Source organism: Candidatus Nitrohelix vancouverensis, assembly GCA_015698305.1.
In the GTDB taxonomy this organism is placed as follows: domain Bacteria; phylum Nitrospinota; class Nitrospinia; order Nitrospinales; family VA-1; genus Nitrohelix; species Nitrohelix vancouverensis.
This window is the reverse complement of sequence record CP048620.1, coordinates 757,903-776,129: the sequence shown is the minus strand read 5'-3', so window position 1 is coordinate 776,129 and position 18,227 is coordinate 757,903. Positions and strand designations below refer to the sequence as shown.

The 18,227-nt window shown below is 52.4% G+C and carries 19 protein-coding genes; 17 read left to right on the top strand and 2 right to left on the bottom strand.

Annotation, left to right across the window (positions count from 1 at the left end; genetic code table 11):
* The first annotated feature begins 284 nt into the window (after positions 1-284).
* The 16 genes from G3M78_03810 to trpS all read left to right on the top strand — a co-directional run bounded on the left by G3M78_03810 (position 285) and on the right by trpS (position 15,857).
* Positions 285-1,064, top strand: coding sequence for an electron transfer flavoprotein subunit beta/FixA family protein (locus G3M78_03810; GenBank protein ID QPJ64565.1), 780 nt, complete (start codon positions 285-287; stop codon positions 1,062-1,064).
* A 109-nt stretch (positions 1,065-1,173) separates the two neighbouring features.
* Positions 1,174-1,362, top strand: a complete 189-nt coding sequence (locus G3M78_03805; GenBank protein ID QPJ63871.1) for a hypothetical protein — start codon at positions 1,174-1,176, stop codon at positions 1,360-1,362.
* Between the two features lie 41 nt (positions 1,363-1,403).
* Positions 1,404-2,399, top strand: coding sequence for an electron transfer flavoprotein subunit alpha/FixB family protein (locus tag G3M78_03800; GenBank protein QPJ64564.1), 996 nt, complete (start codon positions 1,404-1,406; stop codon positions 2,397-2,399).
* A 65-nt stretch (positions 2,400-2,464) separates the two neighbouring features.
* Positions 2,465-3,115 (top strand): 16S rRNA (guanine(527)-N(7))-methyltransferase RsmG, encoded by a 651-nt coding sequence (rsmG, locus tag G3M78_03795; protein QPJ64563.1) that lies wholly within the window; start codon positions 2,465-2,467, stop codon positions 3,113-3,115.
* A gap of 212 nt (positions 3,116-3,327) precedes the next feature.
* Entirely contained in the window at positions 3,328-4,119 is a 792-nt protein-coding gene (locus G3M78_03790; GenBank protein ID QPJ64562.1) for a ParA family protein, read from the top strand.
* 230 nt (positions 4,120-4,349) lie between these two features.
* Entirely contained in the window at positions 4,350-5,222 is an 873-nt protein-coding gene (locus tag G3M78_03785; protein QPJ64561.1) for a ParB/RepB/Spo0J family partition protein, read from the top strand.
* 131 nt (positions 5,223-5,353) lie between these two features.
* Positions 5,354-5,755 (top strand): polymer-forming cytoskeletal protein, encoded by a 402-nt coding sequence (locus tag G3M78_03780; GenBank protein ID QPJ64560.1) that lies wholly within the window; start codon positions 5,354-5,356, stop codon positions 5,753-5,755.
* A 136-nt stretch (positions 5,756-5,891) separates the two neighbouring features.
* A complete protein-coding gene (rsmI, locus tag G3M78_03775; protein ID QPJ64559.1) occupies positions 5,892-6,602 on the top strand; it encodes a 16S rRNA (cytidine(1402)-2'-O)-methyltransferase in 711 nt (236 codons plus the stop codon).
* Positions 6,603-7,922 (top strand): ParA family protein, encoded by a 1,320-nt coding sequence (locus G3M78_03770; protein ID QPJ64558.1) that lies wholly within the window; start codon positions 6,603-6,605, stop codon positions 7,920-7,922.
* 11 nt (positions 7,923-7,933) lie between these two features.
* Positions 7,934-8,500 carry a polymer-forming cytoskeletal protein gene (locus tag G3M78_03765; protein ID QPJ64557.1) on the top strand — a complete coding sequence of 189 codons (567 nt, stop codon included), beginning with the start codon at positions 7,934-7,936 and terminating at the stop codon, positions 8,498-8,500.
* 30 nt (positions 8,501-8,530) lie between these two features.
* A complete protein-coding gene (locus G3M78_03760) occupies positions 8,531-9,700 on the top strand; it encodes a L,D-transpeptidase (protein ID QPJ64556.1) in 1,170 nt (389 codons plus the stop codon).
* 78 nt (positions 9,701-9,778) lie between these two features.
* The gene (gene argH / locus G3M78_03755) at positions 9,779-11,152 is read left to right on the top strand and encodes an argininosuccinate lyase (protein QPJ64555.1); all 1,374 of its coding nucleotides are present in this window, start codon (positions 9,779-9,781) and stop codon (positions 11,150-11,152) included.
* Between the two features lie 336 nt (positions 11,153-11,488).
* The gene (locus G3M78_03750; protein QPJ64554.1) at positions 11,489-12,718 is read left to right on the top strand and encodes a DUF484 family protein; all 1,230 of its coding nucleotides are present in this window, start codon (positions 11,489-11,491) and stop codon (positions 12,716-12,718) included.
* A gap of 9 nt (positions 12,719-12,727) precedes the next feature.
* Positions 12,728-13,240: an N-acetyltransferase gene (locus G3M78_03745; protein ID QPJ64553.1), complete on the top strand. Its 513-nt coding sequence runs from the start codon at positions 12,728-12,730 to the stop codon at positions 13,238-13,240.
* 150 nt (positions 13,241-13,390) lie between these two features.
* Positions 13,391-14,104: a flagellar hook-basal body complex protein gene (locus G3M78_03740; protein ID QPJ64552.1), complete on the top strand. Its 714-nt coding sequence runs from the start codon at positions 13,391-13,393 to the stop codon at positions 14,102-14,104.
* 769 nt (positions 14,105-14,873) lie between these two features.
* Positions 14,874-15,857 carry a tryptophan--tRNA ligase gene (gene trpS, locus G3M78_03735; GenBank protein QPJ64551.1) on the top strand — a complete coding sequence of 328 codons (984 nt, stop codon included), beginning with the start codon at positions 14,874-14,876 and terminating at the stop codon, positions 15,855-15,857.
* A gap of 31 nt (positions 15,858-15,888) precedes the next feature.
* Here the strand turns inward: trpS and G3M78_03730 are convergent, their stop codons facing one another.
* Positions 15,889-16,281 (bottom strand): response regulator, encoded by a 393-nt coding sequence (locus tag G3M78_03730; GenBank protein QPJ64550.1) that lies wholly within the window; start codon positions 16,279-16,281, stop codon positions 15,889-15,891.
* A gap of 73 nt (positions 16,282-16,354) precedes the next feature.
* The gene (locus G3M78_03725; protein QPJ64549.1) at positions 16,355-17,182 is read right to left on the bottom strand and encodes a hypothetical protein; all 828 of its coding nucleotides are present in this window, start codon (positions 17,180-17,182) and stop codon (positions 16,355-16,357) included.
* A 150-nt stretch (positions 17,183-17,332) separates the two neighbouring features.
* Between G3M78_03725 and G3M78_03720 the strand changes: the two genes are divergently transcribed.
* Positions 17,333-18,208: an MTAP family purine nucleoside phosphorylase gene (locus G3M78_03720; protein QPJ64548.1), complete on the top strand. Its 876-nt coding sequence runs from the start codon at positions 17,333-17,335 to the stop codon at positions 18,206-18,208.
* The last annotated feature ends 19 nt before the right edge of the window (positions 18,209-18,227 follow it).

The window sequence follows — 18,227 nt, the reverse complement described above, 5'->3', positions numbered from 1 at the left end:
ATTTCATATTCTTTTTTTATCAGGCGAGCGCCAGAAAGTTCCGTTTGTTTTCTATAATTCTTGCGCTTGTCATGGACAATTTCATATTCTTTTTTATAATGGTTTTGCCTGCTATGATTCTATACTAAAATGATTTGCAGGTTGTTTTCAGGCTAAATCGTTTCTGGCGTCTGGACCTTTGGCATCGCCGGGCCACAGCCCGCGATTCAGCGTTCAGGCGAGTTGAATTCTTTTCTATAGATGGTTCGATTTTTCACGCCAGCTCTTAACCGAATATTGAAATTATGAAAATCATTGTTTGCGTCAAACAGACGCTGGATACTGCCGCCAAGGTGGAGATCAAGGATGGGAGCGTGCATGCGCCGGGGGCGGCGCGGATCATGAATCCTTATGACGAGTTTGCGGTCGAAGAAGCCAAGCTCATCAAGGACAGACATCCAGAGACCGAGATTCTGGCTATCTCGATCGGCCCCAATGCGGAAGTCCTCAAGTCCGCTCTGGCCATGGGCGCTGATCGCGCCTTGCATTTATGCGATCCGCTTTTTGACTCGCTCGAAGGTCTGGGCATTGCCCACGTTCTCTCGAAAGCGATTGAGCGGGAGTCTTACGATCTGATTCTGTGCGGAAGACAGGCGGTGGATTGGGATCGCGCCCAGGCAGGGCCTGCGTTGGCTGTGTTTCTGGGAATCCCTTGTGTATCGGTGGTCACGCGCCTCGAATTTTCCGAAGATTACAAGCGCGCGACGGCGACGCGGCAGATTGAAGGCGGCTCTGAAATTCTTGAATGCCCGCTTCCTCTTTTGCTCACTTGTCAGAAGGGACTCAACTTGCCGCGTTTGCCTTCCTTGAAGGGCATCATGGCGGCGAAGAAAAAAACCGTAGAAGTCCTGACAGCGGCAGATTTGCAACTGGCTTCAGATTTTTCTCAAGGCTTTCATTTTGCCTCGGCGGCTGAATTGGCGCTTCCCCCTGCACATGAGTCGGCTCATATGGTGCAAGGCGAGGCGGCGGATCAGGCGCGGGAACTGGTTGCCTTGCTGAGAAACAAAGAAAAGGTTGTCTAGCAAAGTTGGCGTTTTTTTCTAATGGGACCAAACGTCTTTCCTTGCTGAATAAGAAGGAACTGTTTATTTAATAAAGTTTTCGAAGTTTTGGAAAGGTTTGTTTTCATTTATGAATGAACAAGACAATTCCGGATTTTTCTCCCGCCTTAAAGAGAAAGCCTGCCAGCGCCGGGCCGAACTGGGGCTGGGCCTGCTGACGCTCTACGTCTGCCTGCTCGCTCTCGGTACGGTCGGCGAGATTTGGGACGTCCAGTGGATACTGGATTTGCCCATCTTCCGTCCCCCAGGCAAATATTAATTACAATAAAAGCCCGTTCGGGCAAAAAAATTTAGAGACTTATGAACGCATCACGACCCATTTGGGTTTATATTGAGTTGAATGAAGGCCGGCCCAAGCCCGTTGCCAGTGAATTGATCTTTGCCGCGCGTCACCTTGCTACGGCAAACGGCGCTCCGGTGGAAGCCTTTGTCTGCGCTCGCGTTGGCGGCTACGACGCGGATTCCCTGAAAGCTCTGGGCGCCGACCGGGTTCACGTACTGCAAGGCGACGATTTTGAATTGTTCAATTCGCAGATCATCCGCCAGGCTCTGGCCGAACGCATCGAGCAGGGCAAACCCTTGGCCTTTCTTCTGGCGTCAAACAACCACGGCAAGGAACTCGGCGCGGCCCTGTCGGCGCAATTGCTGACCGGCTATGCGGGCGATTGCGTTGGGCTGGAGATGTCGGCTCAAGGTCTCAGTGTGAAACGCCCGATTTATTCCGGCAAGGCTTACGCCACAACCCTTCTCAAGGGAGAGGGCGCGCATATTCTGACTCTCCGGGCCAATGTCTTTCGCCCGGATTCTGCGGATGAATCGAAGGTGGAGAGTGAACTGATTTGCGAAGAGCTTCCAACGCTGAAAGACACCATTGCCTTGATCGTCAAAGAAGTGATTGCCGGTTCCGGCGATCTCGATATCACCGAAGCGCGGGTTGTGGTGTCTGGCGGACTGGGAATGCAGAATGCCGAGAATTTCAAATTACTCGAAGAGCTGGCCCATACGCTGGGCGGCGCGGTGGGGGCCAGTCGCCCCGTCGTCGATAATGGCTGGCGCGATTACTCGAATCAGGTCGGGCAGACCGGGCGCACCGTATCACCCGACCTTTATATAGCCTGCGGTATTTCCGGCGCCATTCAGCATCAGGCGGGTATGTCCGCCTCCAAGTGCATCGTCGCTATCAACAGCGATCCCCACGCGGCGATTTTTTCCATTGCACACTATGGCATCGTCGGCGACGCCCTGACCGTCGTCCCCTTGTTGAACGAAGAGTTTAAAAAAATTCTCAACAGCTAAAAGTCTCCCCCCTTATCGAACACTGCGTCGCTTTGCGGCGCCCTCCTTTTCAGAGAACTTTCTCTATGGACCCATGGCTTCGGCAGGTATGCGATCATGCAGACTTTCAGGAATTGCAGAGTCGTTTCAGCGATTCGGCGCGCAGTCAGCTCAGCCGCTACATTTCCGAGTTGGTGTCCTGGAACAGCAAGGTCCGGTTGACCTCCGATTCCCGCCCGGAATTCATCATCAAACGGCACCTGTTCGATTCCCTCCAATTCGCTCGCTTGATGCATTCCGGCCTGAAATGTGTGGATATTGGGAGCGGCGGCGGATTCCCCGGTATTCCCGTACGCATCCTGTTTCCTGAAAATTCCATGACTTTCATTGAATCCCGACGCAAGCGCTGTAGTTTCTTGCGCCACGCCAGCCGTCAATTGGAGCTTACAGGGAGCAAAACCCATGAAGGCCGTGCCGAAGAGATAGTTTCGGAATTCTCAGAGCCCTTCCAAGCCGTCCTGTTTCGCGGATTCTCCTCCCTGCCTGACAATCTCGAAGTCGGCTCCCTCTATTTGGAAGAGGGCGGTTTTATCTATGTTCAGAAAGAAGCCGGAGAGGAAGAGCTTGAATACCTTGCCAGCCAGTCCGGCTGGAACTTGTTCCGGCAGATCGCTTATGACGGCTATGAAGGCAGGCGCTCCTACATCCTTCAAATTCAAAAGACTGTCGACTCATAGCGCAGAATGTTTCACGTGAAACATTCATCTTTTTCCGTTCTGCGACGATAGGGGATTGAATGTTTCACGTGAAACATCTGTCGGGATGATTCCTATCCGTCGAAGAATCAAGTTATAATGCAAAAAATGGTTCGGTCTCTCCATCTTTAAGTAGTTGCTACTGCATAATTGTGCTAAATTTGATGGGATTCTTACAAAGGTGATCGTCGGCTATGGGAAAAATCATTTGTGTTGCCAATCAAAAGGGTGGGGTGGCCAAGACAACCACGGCAATCAACCTGGCGGCTTGCATCGCATTGTCTGGAAGAAAAGTCCTGCTGATCGATCTGGACCCGCAAGCCAACGCTTCTTCGGGTCTGGGCGTGGCTATTGACGAGTCGCAAAAGGGCATCTACGATATTATACTCGGTCAGGCCAATCTCTCTCAGGCAACCTATCCCACTGACATTGATACGCTTAAGGTCGCTCCATCGTCTGTTGATCTGGCGGGAGCGGAAATCGAGCTGGTCAACCAGCCGGAGCGCGAGTCGAAATTGAAGCAGGCTCTGAACGGAAGCGGCGAGGAATACGATTATATTTTTATCGATTGCCCGCCGTCGTTGGGACTGCTCACTCTCAACGCCCTCACCGTGGCGCAATCGGTTCTCATTCCGATGCAATGCGAATATTATGCCTTGCAGGGATTGAGTCATCTTCTCAAAACGCTCAAGCGGGTGAAGCAGTCATTGAACCCGGAGCTTCGCGTCGAAGGTATTTTGCTGACGATGTACGATTCACGAACCTTGTTGACGACTCAGGTCAAAGAGCAGGTGGAAGCCTATTTCAAGGATTATCTGCTCAAAACCGTTATTCCGCGCAATGTCCGCCTCAGCGAAGCGCCCAGTCACGGCAAGCCGATCATTTTATACGCCAGTCGCAGTAAAGGTTCGGATTCTTATGTGGAGCTGGCCCAGGAAATCATCGCTCGCTCAAAATTGACCCTGGCGCCGGAAGGGAGCGAGTGAGCGCATGGACAGAGGAATGCTGGAAGAGGGCGGCGCTGGCCGACCCAAGCTAAACCCGAGAATACAAGTATCAAGACTATGAATAGAAAAATTTTCAAAGAGTGGAAGAGCGTTTCTCCAAAAATTAATATGGATCCTTTAAAACTGTAAGCCTATGAATAGAAAAATTTTCAAAGAGTGGGCGGGTGTTTCTCCAAAAATTAATATGGATCCTTTGAGCCTGTAAACTTATGAATAGAAAAGCGTTAGGAAAAGGCATCAGCGCTCTGATTCCAGATTTTGATCTCGACTCAGCCGCTCAGAATGCGCCCTCCGGCGGCGCGGTGGAAATGCTGATCAGCGAAATCACGCCGAATGCTCGCCAGCCGCGAAAGTATTTCGACGACGAAAAACTGGAAGAACTGGCGCGTTCGATCAAGGAACATGGCGTCATTCAGCCGGTCATCGTGCAGAAGAGCGAATCCGGTTATGAATTGATCGTCGGTGAGCGACGCTGGCGCGCCAGCCAGAAGGCGGGACTCAAGAAAATCCCGGTCATTATAAAAGAAGTGACTTCAGATCAGTCCCTCAAGCTGGCTCTGATAGAAAACCTGAATCGTCAGGATTTGAACCCGATTGAAGAAGCCGAGGCCTTTGACCGTCTGGCCAGTGAGTTTGAACTCACCCAGGAGCAGATCGGCGAGGCGATGGGGCGGAGCCGAACGGCGATCACCAATGCATTGCGGCTTCTGAAATTGCCGCGTCCGGTTCAGGAAGATATCGTTTCCGGTCGTTTGACGATGGGGCACGCCCGCGCCTTGCTGGGGCTGGAGTCCGCGGCGCAAATGGACGCTCTGAGACGGAAAATTATAGATGAGGGCATGACGGTGCGGCAGACCGAGAACGCGGTTAAAAATCAGGCGGCTAAAACCGTTACTGCGAGTAAAAAAGCCCAAAAGGACATATTTACCAAAGATCTTGAAAAGGAAATGGCGCGCAAGCTGGGTGCAAAGGTGGAAATTCGTCCGGGTAAGAAAGGCGGGAAATTGATCATCAGCTATTATTCCCTGGACGATCTGGAACGCTTGAAGGAAATGCAGTTGCCTAAAGTGCAAGGCGAATGATGCGCCGACGGATGACGCGATGGATTCCGTCGAATGAAACGTTTTTTATTTTTTAATTCTCTGTATATTGATTATAGTTGCCTGACGTTTGTATCTTGCCGGATCGGGCGCTATAGAAAGGTGGATCTGTGATGAACTCAAAGCCAGGCGATAAGAATCTTAAAGCCTATATGAGCGATGACACCGTGTTCAAGGGCGTTTTGTCCTTTACGGGCGCGGTGCGCATGGATGGAAAATTTGAAGGCCGGGTCGAAACAGCCGATACCTTGATCGTGGGCGAGACCGGGGATTTGAAAGCGGAGATTCAGGTGGGCACCCTCGTTTGCAAGGGTAAGATTGAGGGTTCTATCTTCGCCAAGGATCGTGTGGAACTGCATTCCACCAGCCGGATTGTCGGCAACATCATCACCCCGTCGCTCAGCATGGAGCAGGGTTCGATTCTGGACGGCAATTGTAATATGTCCGGCAAGGATGGCAAGATCATCACGCTGGTCAAAGGCGAATCGGGCGAAGCCACGGTCAATCAGAAGTAAGCGGAGCCTTGCGAATCTGAAGCGAGCGCAAGAGCCGCATCGTTTCAAATCCGCTTGCGCGACGGAGTCTTTGCGTTCTAAGAGTTGCACTTGAAAACGTTGAAATTTTGAAGTTTTTCATTAAAATAGAAAAAGGATGTCCAAGGCTGTGATCGAAGAAGCCCAAAGAGGCGAATTATTCATCGTAGCCACGCCCATCGGGAATCTGGGCGATATCACCTACCGAGCGGTAGAGTTGTTGAATCAAGCGGATCTCGTAGCCGCAGAGGACACCCGCCGGACGCGAGTTCTATTAAATCATTATGGAATCAAGACCGCGCTTTCGAGTTACAACAGTTTCAATAAAGAGAAGAAGAGCGCGCAATTTGTTGAGTTCATGAAGTCGGGTCGAAACCTGGCTCTGGTGTCCGATGCGGGCACGCCGGGTATTTCCGATCCTTTGTATCACATAGCGCGATTGGCGGTGGAAGAGGGGATACGCCTGCAATCGCTTCCCGGCCCATCCTCGATACTGGCGGCTCTGACCGTTTCCGGCCTGCCGGTGGACCGATTTATTTTTGAAGGATTCCTGCCAAGGAAAAAAGGTCGGCAGAAGTTATTGCAGGAGCTGGCGCAGGAAAAGCGGGCCATCGTGTTATTCGAATCGCCCAAGCGCATCCAAAAAACATTGAAGGATTTGAGCGAACATCTGGGCGACCGACCCGCGACGGTAACGCGCGAGTTGACCAAACTGCACGAAGAGACCGTGCGCGGCACGCTGACCGAGCTGGCTGAGAACGAACGCAACTGGAAGGGCGAGATCACCCTGGTCATTGGGCGACCGGGCAAACAGGAAAAGGAAAACTGAATGGGAATCGTTTCAATCATAGGCCCCAAGGGCGGCATCGGCAAGACGACTTTGTCCATCAACACGGCGGCGGCGCTGACCAGCATTCTGGGAAAGACCACGCCGGACAATCGCGTGTGCCTGGTCGACCTGGACTTGCGTTTGCCGACGATCTCCAGTTTGCTGGAGAGCCATCCCGCCAAGACCTTTTACGATTTGTTTGAAACGCTGGCGAACAAAACCTATCAGGTCGATTTCATGCGCACGCTGTACCGCATTGTGACGGCGTTTCAAGCGCACCTGACCGGCCAGCTGGAGCCGGGCAATCGTCAGTTGGCCAAGAGTTTTTCCTTGTACAACAATCTGAATACCGACCTGTTCAATTTCTCCGACTTTGAATTTGGCAATCAGATGCACGAATTGTTTTTGAGTCGGGGCGACGTGCACACGCTGGAAGATCTGGAGTCCTTGCGGCCTTTGCTGACGGATATCGATTTGACCGAATTCCGCGCAGTGCTGGACAAATACGACGCCAATTCCAAGCCCCTTATAAAGGAATATATTAATTACGTCGAAGAGTTCCAGTTTTCCATCGTCGGCGGAGAAATTCCTATTCTTGGCAAACGCAATCATCGCAAGCGCATCAACGAACCGGCCTTTCTGGCTCTTTTTCTGGAAGCGCTGGACGGTCTGTTCGATCAGTTTCATTACGTCATTCTGGACACGCCGGCGGGCGGGGTCAATCACTTGTCGTCCCTGATGAATTCCATCGACCAGGCCTTGTTCGTGTTTGACATGAGCAACAACATCGCCATCAACGGCAGTATTGACGCGCTCCATTCCTTCATCGATTATTACGAAGACTTTTACCGCGATTTCAAAGCGGGAAAACTCACCGGACTGGACAAGGCCTTTGTGAATCGACTGGTGGCCTCGCGCGGACTGGAAGCGGTGGAAGATTCGCTGAAAAATAAAAAACTGGGAATCCTGTTCAATCGCTGTCAGGATTCAAAAGCCATCGGGCCGTGTCTGGACCGTATTCGCGATTATCTCGACACGCTCGATCAACTCGAGACCTTCAAGGACCGATTGAATCTGGTGGGCATGGTGCCGAATCACAAGATCATCAACATCACCAACAATCGCGGCGCGCTGTTCTTCGACAAGGACCGGTCCCTGACCAATCGCATCGCCAGCGTTGCGGAAAACATCATCGCCAAAAATGTCAATTGCCCGACTCTGGCTTCGAGCAACCGGGACATCATTTCCTATCTGCAGAAAACCGGGAAACCGGGTTTCCCAAACAAGATTCGAAAAATCGCCAGCAACTTTAATCTATAAGACCTGCCGCAATGCTAGAATTGAATGTGTCCGTCCTGACTACCCGGGAGTTTCGCGTTTTATCTCTTGCCGATCCCAAAGGATATTATCGCGAGACTGAGCGCGATGAATTGCTCGGGATCATTGATAAATTAAAAACCGAGCAAGCGTCTTGCACGCGTCCCGAAAAGAAATTATTGAAATTATGGAATTCGGTGGAGATAGGCATTCTTGCGCCGCGCGGAGAAACCCTTTCCGGTCCGTTGTTCAATCGCGGTAAAATCAGAGTGGAAGGCCGGGTCGCGGGCAGGGTGGTGTCGGATGATGAAGTCATTATCGAATCCGGCGGCGAAGCCTTTGGCGACGTGACCGCGCCCCTGGTGGTGTGTCGCGGATTCGTGCGCGGGACGGTGCGTTGTGCGAAGCGGCTGGAAGTCGCATCGAGCGCGCGCATGGAAGGCGATCTCATCGCCCCCAATCTGTTTTTGCAAAAAGGCGCGCGCGTTGACGGTCAATGCAATATCGTCCGCCCGGAACAGGCGAAGAAGCGGGTTTGGCTGCGTTGGAGCGACCGCTTCAAATTCAAGAGGGTGGGATGATCGAATCGCAGACGATAGGGATAACGATCCATGCTGTCAGACGATAAACTCAACGTTCTGCAGATTGCGGAATACAACCTGATCTGCAATAAGAACCCGCGCGGCGCGTACGACAAGAACACGCGCGAGAATCTCAACACTATCATCGAAAAATTGCGCAACGCCCGCTCGCGTCATTCACGACTCGAAGCGCGTCTGTTCGAGAAATTTCAATACGCGCAATTCGATCCGCTTCAGGAAAAAGACAAACGCGTCAAAATGGAAGTGGCGCGTTATCGCTTGTCCAGCAACGTCAAGAGCGCGGTGAAGTTTGCATTCGCGGGTCTGGCGGCGGTCGCGGCGCTGGGCGCCTTCAGCTATCACTTTGTGCTGAGCTCGGAGACGCGGCGCGATGTGGACATGGCGTTCTACAACAATCTCAATCAGGTGGGGCTGGTTTCCAAGGAGCGGCTGGAAGAAATTCAGGCGAGTCTTCAGGAGGCCGCGCAAGAATTGCAACAGGCGAGCGCGCGTCTGGAGGAAACGCAACAGCATAATATGGAACTCAGTCAGGTGGTTGAGGATATGATTCTCAACAACCAGGTGACGGAAAATCTAAAGTACATCGTCAAGCAGGTTTATGGCGACCCGCGCGCGCGTTATGTTTCGACCAGCGACCGCACCAGCCTGCAGTTTGACGGGCGCGAAATCGCCAGTTATTTGAACGATCCGAAACTATGGTATTTGCTGGGTGTGGTGGAGACGGGAGCGCTTCGCATTTATTACGATAACGAGGAGATTCTGGAGATCCGCGCGATCTTCGGGCGCAAGGGCGAGGAGACGCCTCTGGGCGAATACGCCATCAAAAATAAAGTGTACAAGCCGACCTGGTATAAAAAGGAATTGAAAGACGGGCGCACGCGGGTGCGGGCCATCCCCTTTGGCGACGAAGATCATGAGATCGGCCACTGGTGGCTCGGATTAAAAAAAATGAGCGATCAAGGTCCGGGAAGTTACGGCATTCACGGCGTCAACGTGAACCGGGTCAACGAATTCTACAAGAAAAATTTTGACTGGCGCAACGGCAGCGCCGGGTGCCCGAATATTCAGGAATGGTACCTGCACTTCCTGGCGAAAATGGTTCCGCTGGGAACGCATGTGAACATCGTTAAAAAAGATAAATGGCGCGACGAAACGCCGGCGCAGTCCTCGGCGGCTTGAGCCAGGCTATCAACTTTATATAACATCAACACAGGCGGGGCGCAGGCGTCGCAGGTTTGAATTTCAGCGAGACGGTGCATGAAGAAATTATGGGGCGGACGATTCAATCAGTCCACCGACACTTTGATGGAGCAATTCTCCGCTTCCATTTCCTACGATCAACGCTTGTACGCTTACGATATTCAGGGCAGTATCGCGCATTGCAAAATGCTGGCGAAATGCGGAATCATCAAATCGTCGGAGTCGGCGAAGATCCGCAAGGGCCTGGCTCAGATCCTGAAAGAATTTGAAGACGGCGTGTTCGAGTGCGACGACAAGCTCGAAGACATTCACATGAATATCGAACACCGTCTGACCCAGTTGATCGGCCCTGTTGCGGGCAAACTGCATACGGCGCGCAGTCGAAACGATCAGGTCTGTCTGGATGTGCGCCTGTATCTGCGCGATGAAACTCAGCATATCATTCGTCTCGCCGATCAATTCTGCAAGACCCTGGTCAAGCTGGCGCGCAAGCATATCGACTACATCATGCCGGGATACACGCATATGCAACGCGCCCAGCCCGTGCATCTGTCGCATCACCTGCTCGCTTATGTGGAAATGTTCCAGCGCGACCGCGACCGCATGCAAGACGCGCTGGCGCGTATCAACGTGATGCCCCTGGGCTCCGCCGCGCTCGCCGGAACCAATTTTCCTATCGACCGCTCCTACACCGCGAAATTGCTGGACTTCCCGGCGATGACGCATAACAGCATGGACGCGGTGAGCGATCGCGATTTCATGATCGAGTTTTGCGCGGCCTCTTCGATCATCATGATGCATCTGAGCCGCCTGTGCGAAGAGATCATCCTGTGGTCGACCAGCGAATTCAATTTCATCGAACTGTCCGACGCCTTCTCGACGGGTAGCAGTATCATGCCGCAGAAGAAGAACCCGGATTCAGCGGAGTTGATCCGCGGCAAGACCGGTCGCGTCTACGGCAATCTGGTGTCCCTGCTGTCGATGATGAAGTCCCTGCCGATGGCCTACAACCGCGATCTGCAGGAGGACAAGGAACCCTTGTTCGATACGGCGGACACCGTCGGCCACTCGCTGGCTCTGATCAACCTCGCGTTGAAGACGGCAAAATTCAAACGCATTCCTTTGGCGACGCTTGAGGCGAGCGGTTTCCTCACCGCGACGGATATGGCGGATTACCTGGTCCTCAAGGACATCCCCTTCCGCGAAGCGCATGAGATCACCGGCAAGGCCGTGGCCCTGTGTTTGTCGAAGAAGAAAACGCTGGATCAATTGACGCTGGCTGAAATGAAAGAACTGTCGCCAAAAATTCGCGAAGATATTTTCGATCTGATTTCGATGGAAGGCTCGGCGGAACGAAAAAACGTTTACGGCGGCACGGCCCGCAAGCAGGTCGAAAAACAACTCGCGCGTCTGGAAAAAAAGCTCAAATAAACACGATACGATGAAACGAATTCTGCGAACGCTCCCCATCATCCTTCTCTTGTTGCTGTTCCTTGGCGCGCAACAGGGTTGCGGCTACAAGGCCCCTCCGCGTCCGCCGGACAAAACCAGTCCAAATTAATTAACTGATTGATTTATTGGCTCTTTATGCTATAGTAGCAAAACTCCTCCCTTCAAAAGTCCTTCCCGTCTGAGCTGGTAAAATCCCCTTGAAAATTCATTAAGTTATTGATTTATTTGACCTTATGTGTTAATTTGGGAGAATATTTTCGCCGTGTTCCCTCGGGAACGCGAGTTAGCGTTAAACCTTTCCAAAGGACGATGCGGATGAACAAGGATCAGATCGCCATCTATATAAATGAACACCCCGAATTTTTTAACGAATACCCGGAATTGCTTCGAAAAATCAAGGCGATAGACGAAAGCGATCTGCCGATAGAACCCTTGAATACCCTGAGCATCGCCGACCGCATCATCAAGCGCGTGCACGATGACAAGGCTCACCTGAAGAACAAGCTGGAATGGTTTGTCGAGGTGGCGGAGGCGAACGAAAAGATTCACGAGCATTTGTATGAGATCGAACGCGCCATTCTGTCCACGGTTCATCTTGACGAAATGGTGGAGCAGTTGAAGGTGGAAATCACCCGCCGCTTCGAGATCATCGCCGTGCGCATTTACCTGGCCGACGGCGCCGATCATTTCATGGAATACAAACTGAAGGAAAGTTATCCCGGCGGCATCAATGGCACCTTGCGCTTCTTCGATAAAAACGCCGCCGCTGATTTATTCAACGGCGAATTGAAACCGATATTGCACGGGGAAGTGAAAGGCGACTCAAAAGTTTTCGTCGAGGCGGAAGAAAAGGAAGCGATCAAATCCGAGGCGCTCATCCCCATCATTCTGGGCGGCGAAGCCGTCGGCGTGATCGGTCTGGGAAGCGCGCGCGAAAATCATTTCTACGACGGCCTGCGCACCGACTATCTGGAACGCATGGCGGAAAAAATCGGCATCGCCATGGGCAACATCCTGCTCATCGACCGACTGCGTCGCAAGCAGACGGTGACAGACAAGCAAACCGGTCTTTATGCCTCGTCCTATCTCGAACCGTCCCTGCAACGCGAGTTCGAAATCGCCACGACGCAAGGCAAACCCCTGTCCTGCCTCAAACTGCATATCGACTATTTCCTCAGCCTGCTGGAGTCCTTCGGCGAGGCGGAAGGCGAAAAAATATTGCAGGATTTCGCTAAAATACTTACGGAAAAATGTAAATCCTATGGTATCGTATTTCGTATAGACATAGGTGAGTTCATTGTCCTGTTGCCTGGAGCGGATGCGGAAGCCGCGCAAAAATTTGCCGAAACGGTTCGCTCAGCTCTGGGTCCGTTGCGATATCCGCATTTAAAAGGCTACGAATTTCCCACTATCAGCGTGGGAATTGCGACCTTCCCGCACTCAGAAATGAAAGCGCCCAACGATTTAATCCTGCTCGCTTCAAAAGGACTGGCAGATGCATTGGAAGAGGGAGGCAACCGCCTGATCCTTGCCGCCACTGGTTAATTTAACACGATGATCCGAAACGCAACCACCGCTGATGCGGTATCCATTCACAGCCTGATCTGCATTTATGCAGAAAAGGGCCAGATGCTCGCGCGCTCTTACGAAGAGATCGAAAGCCGGGCGCTGGACTTCCTCGTCTATGTCGAGGACGACCAGGTGGTGGGCGCCTGCAGTCTCAAATTCGGCTGGAACAATATGGTCGAAATTCGCTCGCTGGCGGTGGACCCGCGCTATTACCGACGCGGCATCGGCACGGCTCTGGTATCGCGTTGCGTGGAGTTGGCGACGCAGGGGCCGGAAGAAAAAATATTTGTTTTCACCTACATCCCAACGCTGTTCGAAAAACTCGGCTTCTATCGCATTTCCAAAGACGAGTTGCCAATGAAAGTCTGGAACGATTGCAAAGCCTGCCTGCACCGCGACTATTGCGACGAGATCGCCTTGATCCGCGCCTTGCCGAAGCCGGTGGACTATCCCCTGCAAACCATGGGCGATTCCACGACTTTAAGCATTCCCGTATAAAAACGCCGGGTCCTTCCGGCCTTTACAGCGCCTCAAGCGCGCTGAAAATCCGTTGATTAAGCGACAAAATCCGCAAGGCATAGAATTGAAAATATCCTTATGCTAAGCTAATAGTATCTATCTTCGCTTAGTCAATAGGAGGAATCGGTTATGATTAACGGATTGTTCAACGCGCTGTCTGGAATGAACGTCGCGTCGCGACGCTTGCAAAACAGTTCCAACAACCTCGCGAATCTGCAAACCTCCGGTTTCAAAAAAGGCGAAGTCGCCAGCGTCGAAAACCGCAACGGCGGTTCCAGCGTTTCGGCAGTCAGCAAAGTCAATTCGCAGGGTCCGCTTCAGCAAACGGGCAACCCCCTCAACCTGGCAATCAACGGCAACGGACATTTTCAAGTGACGCGCGCCAACGGCGCGCCGGGCTTCACTCGCGCAGGCAATTTCAGCGTGGACGGTCAGGGCCGAATGGTCACGCCGAATGGCGAACCGCTTGTGCCGGAAATAAACATTCCAGCGGGAGCGACGCAAATTTCCGTCGGTTCCAACGGCCAGGTCACGGCGCGAGTCGGTGGCGAGAACCAGATCCTCGGTCAAATCCAGCTTTCCAGCTTCAACAATCCTGAAGGTCTCACCGCGCAGGGCGAAAACCTGTTTTCGGAGTCGGCGGCCTCGGGCGCGCCAGTTGCGGGCAATCCGGGCGATGGCGGATTCGGTACGGTCCTGTCCGGCGTGCTGGAAATGTCGAACGTGGATATCGCCGAAGAAATGGTGGACCAGATCGTTTCCAAAGCGGCGTTCCAGGCGAACGCCAACATGGTCCGCGCCGCTGATGAAATGCTCGGAACCATCCTCGATATCAAAGCCTGACCAGCGTGCCGCCCGGCGAGGCGCCGGGGCCTTAACGCTGATCTCACTCTGCTATCAATTCCCATTGAGCGCAATCGAAACGTTGCGGCTCACTTCCTGCGGACGAAGTCCGCTCCTCTCCCTCAGGGAGAGGATACAGGTGAGGGTGGCGTTCCCGCCCAGCGTGCCGCTGGCCCCGTAACGCCCGGCCTGAGGCCGGAACCTATACGCTCGACTTCTCTCTGCTATCTATCCCTTTTGAGCGCAATCAAAACCAATGCGGCCCTCTTCCAGCGGACGAAGTCCGCCTGCCCCCTCACCCAGCCCTCTCCCTGAGGGAGAGGGATCATTTAAAGCCCATCCCGCTCTGCTATTAATCCTGTTGAGCGCAATCGAAACGTTGCGGCTATTTACTTGCGGACGAAGTCCGCTCCTCTCCCTCAGGGAGAGGAATTTTCTATCGCTCAACTTGATCTGCTATCAATCTCTCAAAACGCAATGATGAGTATGTTCTTGGGGTCGTCATCGCGAGCGACTGCTAAGGAGCGTGGCGATCCAGCGCCTTTAAGCATTGTATTAAAGTCTCTGGATTGCTTCGTCGCGACAGGCTCCTCGCAATGACACAACTTTCCAAACTCTGCTATGAACATCTGTGAACGCAATTGATATGTTCCGGCCCTTATTCAGCAGACAATGTCTGCCCTTTATTTAGCAGACGAAGTCTGCCTGCTGGCGAAGCCTGATTAAATTGTGTATGATGTTTGATTTTTAAATGATGGAGTGTTCATTCATGGAGAGTCAAAAATCCATTCGCGTGTTGTCCGGAATTCAGCCGAGCGGGGATTTGCATTTAGGCAATTATTTTGGCGCGATTGCGCAGTTTCGCAAGCGACAGGATCAGGGCGATGAGTTGTTCATTTTTGTCGCCGACTGGCATTCTTTAACGACGATCAAGAAAGCCGATGAGTTACGCAAGAACATACGGCAGATTGTCGCGGCTTACATCGCATTCGGACTGGACGCGGGGAAAACCACCTTGTATCGTCAGTCCGACATTCCCGAAATTCAGGAACTGAGCTGGATCCTCAGTTGCCACGCCACAATGGGGCGTTTGACCAACGCGCACTCCTTCAAGGACAAGCAGGCCAAGGGCATCAGCCCGACGGTGGGCTTATTCTATTATCCGGTATTAATGGCGGCGGATATTCTTTGCGTGCAGGCCGACGTGGTTCCTGTGGGCAAGGATCAGAAACAGCATATCGAAATCTGTCAGGAGATCGCGGAGAAATTCAATCGCGACTACGGCAAGATTTTTAAAGTTCCTAAAGGCGTGATCCCGGAGGATGTGGCGGTGGTGCCGGGTACGGATGGGCAGAAGATGAGCAAGAGCTACGCCAATACCATCGACCTGTTCGCGCCTGAAAAAAAATTGAAGAAGCAGGTCAACAGCATCGTCACCGCGCCGCTGGCCCAGGGCGATCCGATGGACCCCAAAACCTGCAACGTGTTTCAACTATACAAACTGATTGCGACGTCGGAAGAGGTTGAGACGCTGGCGGAAAAATACCGCGCGGGTTCGATCGGTTTTGGACATGCCAAGCTGGCCTTGCTGGACAAGATACACGAGACCTTTGGTCCGGCTCGTGCTGAGTTTGAAAAATTGATGGCGGACGAAAAAGAGATCGACCGGGTTTTAGCCTTGGGTAAGGAAAAAGCGGGAGCGGTGATTCAGCAAACCGTTCGCGATGTGAGGAAAAAGGTGGGGCTGGACTGACGCGCGTCAGAGAGCGCTTGTAAAAAGGGTTTTATTCCAGCTTTAATAATTTGGACACCTTCGCTTTGAACGGTTCCAGTTCAAGGGGTTTGACCATATAATCCCGGATGCCCCCTTTGAGCGCTTCGATGACTTTTTCCTTTTCGTTCTCTGCCGAAATCATCAATACGGGAATGCCTTCGATCAGGTTTTGGCGTTTCGCTTCCTTGAAGAAATCCAGGCCGTTCATCTCAGGCATGCACCAGTCGGTGATGATGATATTGACTGTGTTGAGATACAGCTTCTGCAGGGCTTCCTCGCCATTTTGCACTGCAACAATGTGCGTGATTCCAATAATATTCAGATATTTTGTGACCAAACGTTGAGAGGCTTCATCGTCTTCGATCACAAGCGCTTTGATATTTTTTAAATCTTTGCCCGACATGACTCGCCTGTTTGATTGCTATCAGAAACAGTTATTTTATATCATTAAAATAAGTTCCCTGCATCGAATAATTTTACAGAGACAGTAAATTATTTTTGTTCGGCTCGATTTTCAGGGCTGAACGGGTTCGGAGCATGTGAAGGACGTGTAAAACGCCGCATGCCGCCAAGAGGTGTTTCAAGCTGTGTCCGCTGATCCCGTTTGAGGACGAGTCATAAATGGAGGCATCCATCACTTCACAATACTTAGCCAAAGCATACCAGATAAGCAGCCATAAATAACCGGAACTTTTCGTATAACGAGCCGGAAACAAGGTGAGCAAAATCGGGATCATCAACATGGGCGCGAACTGGATATAAAAATAAAGACGCAAATCGCCCTGCCCCTGCGACTCCGACCAGCGCCACCAGATCACGCTGAAGATTCCCAACAGAGCGAGAGGCGGCAGTAATGACGCGCCTGTTCGCGGGTCGGTGCGATCCGCTATCAACAGGCAAACGACGCCGCTGAACGCGAGAGTCATCGGCAAACGGTCCCAAACCAGGCGATCATTGCCGGGATCGAGATGAAACCAGGCGGAGCCGAAAGCGGTTAAAAACACGCCGCCAAAAAAACAAAGCGCCGCCCGGCGTTCTATAGAAAATTCAAAAGCCTGATCCTTTTCTGACAGGTTCATGATGAAGCGCAGGCCCATCGCGCCGATCACCAGAAAAGGAAAATTGCTCAAAACATCGATCGCGTTGGGGATGCCGAATAAAGTTCGATGATCGGCGAATTGCGACCACAGGGGATTTTGCGCGATCGGGTCGAGAAAAAAAACGCTGAGTCCGCCTGCTACAAATAGAGCGATCAAGGCGCGGGTCTTGCCGTCTGCTTTATGTTGCGGTCGTTCGTGTTTCATGGCGTTTGACTCAATGTAAAAAGGCCTGGGAGCATTGTCAGCGCGGGTCGCGTCTTTAAAGATGTCTTTTTATTTTAGCATCCATCCGCTATGATGACGCCGAATGAATGAGTTGATACAAATTTTTGAACGGCGCAATCCTCCCGAACAATGAAATCCAGATTTGCAATCATAGGCGGAAGCGGGGCCTATCACCTGCTCCAAAACCATTCCCTCGGGAAAGAAATCGAGAGCCGGGTGATTGAAACGCCTTTTGGCGAGAGCGCCCCGATCCATCATTTCAGCATGGGCGATCACGATTTTTTATTTCTGTCCCGTCATGGCGAGACCGATTATTCGCTCACGGCGCCTTTCGTCAATTACCGCGCCAATATCTATGCGCTGAAAGAATGCGCGGTCGAACGCATTGTCTCCTGGTCCGGCCCCGGCATCATCGCGACCCAGTTCAAGCCGGGCGATTTTGTCGTCCCGCACGATATTCTGGACGAAACGCGACGACGGGAAAGCACCTTTTTTAAAAATCGCGGCTGGGGATTCATCCGCCAGAGCCATCCCTTTTGTCCGTCCGTTGCGGAAGCCCTGCACAACGCTCTGCACGAGGAGGGTTTGGTCCATCATGAACAAGCCGTCTATGTGTGCACCGAAGGACCGCGCCTGGAGTCGCCCGCCGAGATACGTAAATTCCGCCTGCAAGGCGCCGATCTGGTGGGCATGACCCTGGCGCCGGAGACCTTTCTGGCGCGGGAACTGGAAATGTGTTACGCCTCCATCTGCTATCTGACGAATTACGCCGAAGGCGTGAAGGAACGTGAGTTTAAAGGGGGAACTTTGTTTGAGGGGATGATGACGGATGAAGAACGCGGGCAGGTGGACGCTTCGATCCAGCGTTTTCCAGCGCTACTCGCGAGCGCCTTTCGTCATTTGGCAGATAACGCCGCGTCTTGTAACTGCCCCGACGCCTTGCGCCGTTATAAAGACAAGGGAATGATCGGGGACGATTGGCGCGAATGGATGGGCGACGTATGAATCAGAGTAAGCGCATCGC

Excerpts from the sequence above, each read along its gene's own strand:
- G3M78_03810 (QPJ64565.1), top strand. The coding sequence starts at position 285 with ATGAAAATCATTGTTTGCGTCAAACAGACGCTGGATACTGCCGCCAAG.
- G3M78_03805 (QPJ63871.1), top strand. The coding sequence starts at position 1,174 with ATGAATGAACAAGACAATTCCGGATTTTTCTCCCGCCTTAAAGAGAAA.
- G3M78_03800 (QPJ64564.1), top strand. The coding sequence starts at position 1,404 with ATGAACGCATCACGACCCATTTGGGTTTATATTGAGTTGAATGAAGGC.
- rsmG (QPJ64563.1), top strand. The coding sequence starts at position 2,465 with ATGGACCCATGGCTTCGGCAGGTATGCGATCATGCAGACTTTCAGGAA.
- G3M78_03790 (QPJ64562.1), top strand. The coding sequence starts at position 3,328 with ATGGGAAAAATCATTTGTGTTGCCAATCAAAAGGGTGGGGTGGCCAAG.
- G3M78_03785 (QPJ64561.1), top strand. The coding sequence starts at position 4,350 with ATGAATAGAAAAGCGTTAGGAAAAGGCATCAGCGCTCTGATTCCAGAT.
- G3M78_03780 (QPJ64560.1), top strand. The coding sequence starts at position 5,354 with ATGAACTCAAAGCCAGGCGATAAGAATCTTAAAGCCTATATGAGCGAT.
- rsmI (QPJ64559.1), top strand. The coding sequence starts at position 5,892 with ATGTCCAAGGCTGTGATCGAAGAAGCCCAAAGAGGCGAATTATTCATC.
- G3M78_03770 (QPJ64558.1), top strand. The coding sequence starts at position 6,603 with ATGGGAATCGTTTCAATCATAGGCCCCAAGGGCGGCATCGGCAAGACG.
- G3M78_03765 (QPJ64557.1), top strand. The coding sequence starts at position 7,934 with ATGCTAGAATTGAATGTGTCCGTCCTGACTACCCGGGAGTTTCGCGTT.
- G3M78_03760 (QPJ64556.1), top strand. The coding sequence starts at position 8,531 with ATGCTGTCAGACGATAAACTCAACGTTCTGCAGATTGCGGAATACAAC.
- argH (QPJ64555.1), top strand. The coding sequence starts at position 9,779 with ATGAAGAAATTATGGGGCGGACGATTCAATCAGTCCACCGACACTTTG.
- G3M78_03750 (QPJ64554.1), top strand. The coding sequence starts at position 11,489 with ATGAACAAGGATCAGATCGCCATCTATATAAATGAACACCCCGAATTT.
- G3M78_03745 (QPJ64553.1), top strand. The coding sequence starts at position 12,728 with ATGATCCGAAACGCAACCACCGCTGATGCGGTATCCATTCACAGCCTG.
- G3M78_03740 (QPJ64552.1), top strand. The coding sequence starts at position 13,391 with ATGATTAACGGATTGTTCAACGCGCTGTCTGGAATGAACGTCGCGTCG.
- trpS (QPJ64551.1), top strand. The coding sequence starts at position 14,874 with ATGGAGAGTCAAAAATCCATTCGCGTGTTGTCCGGAATTCAGCCGAGC.
- G3M78_03730 (QPJ64550.1), bottom strand. The coding sequence starts at position 16,281 with ATGTCGGGCAAAGATTTAAAAAATATCAAAGCGCTTGTGATCGAAGAC.
- G3M78_03725 (QPJ64549.1), bottom strand. The coding sequence starts at position 17,182 with ATGAAACACGAACGACCGCAACATAAAGCAGACGGCAAGACCCGCGCC.
- G3M78_03720 (QPJ64548.1), top strand. The coding sequence starts at position 17,333 with ATGAAATCCAGATTTGCAATCATAGGCGGAAGCGGGGCCTATCACCTG.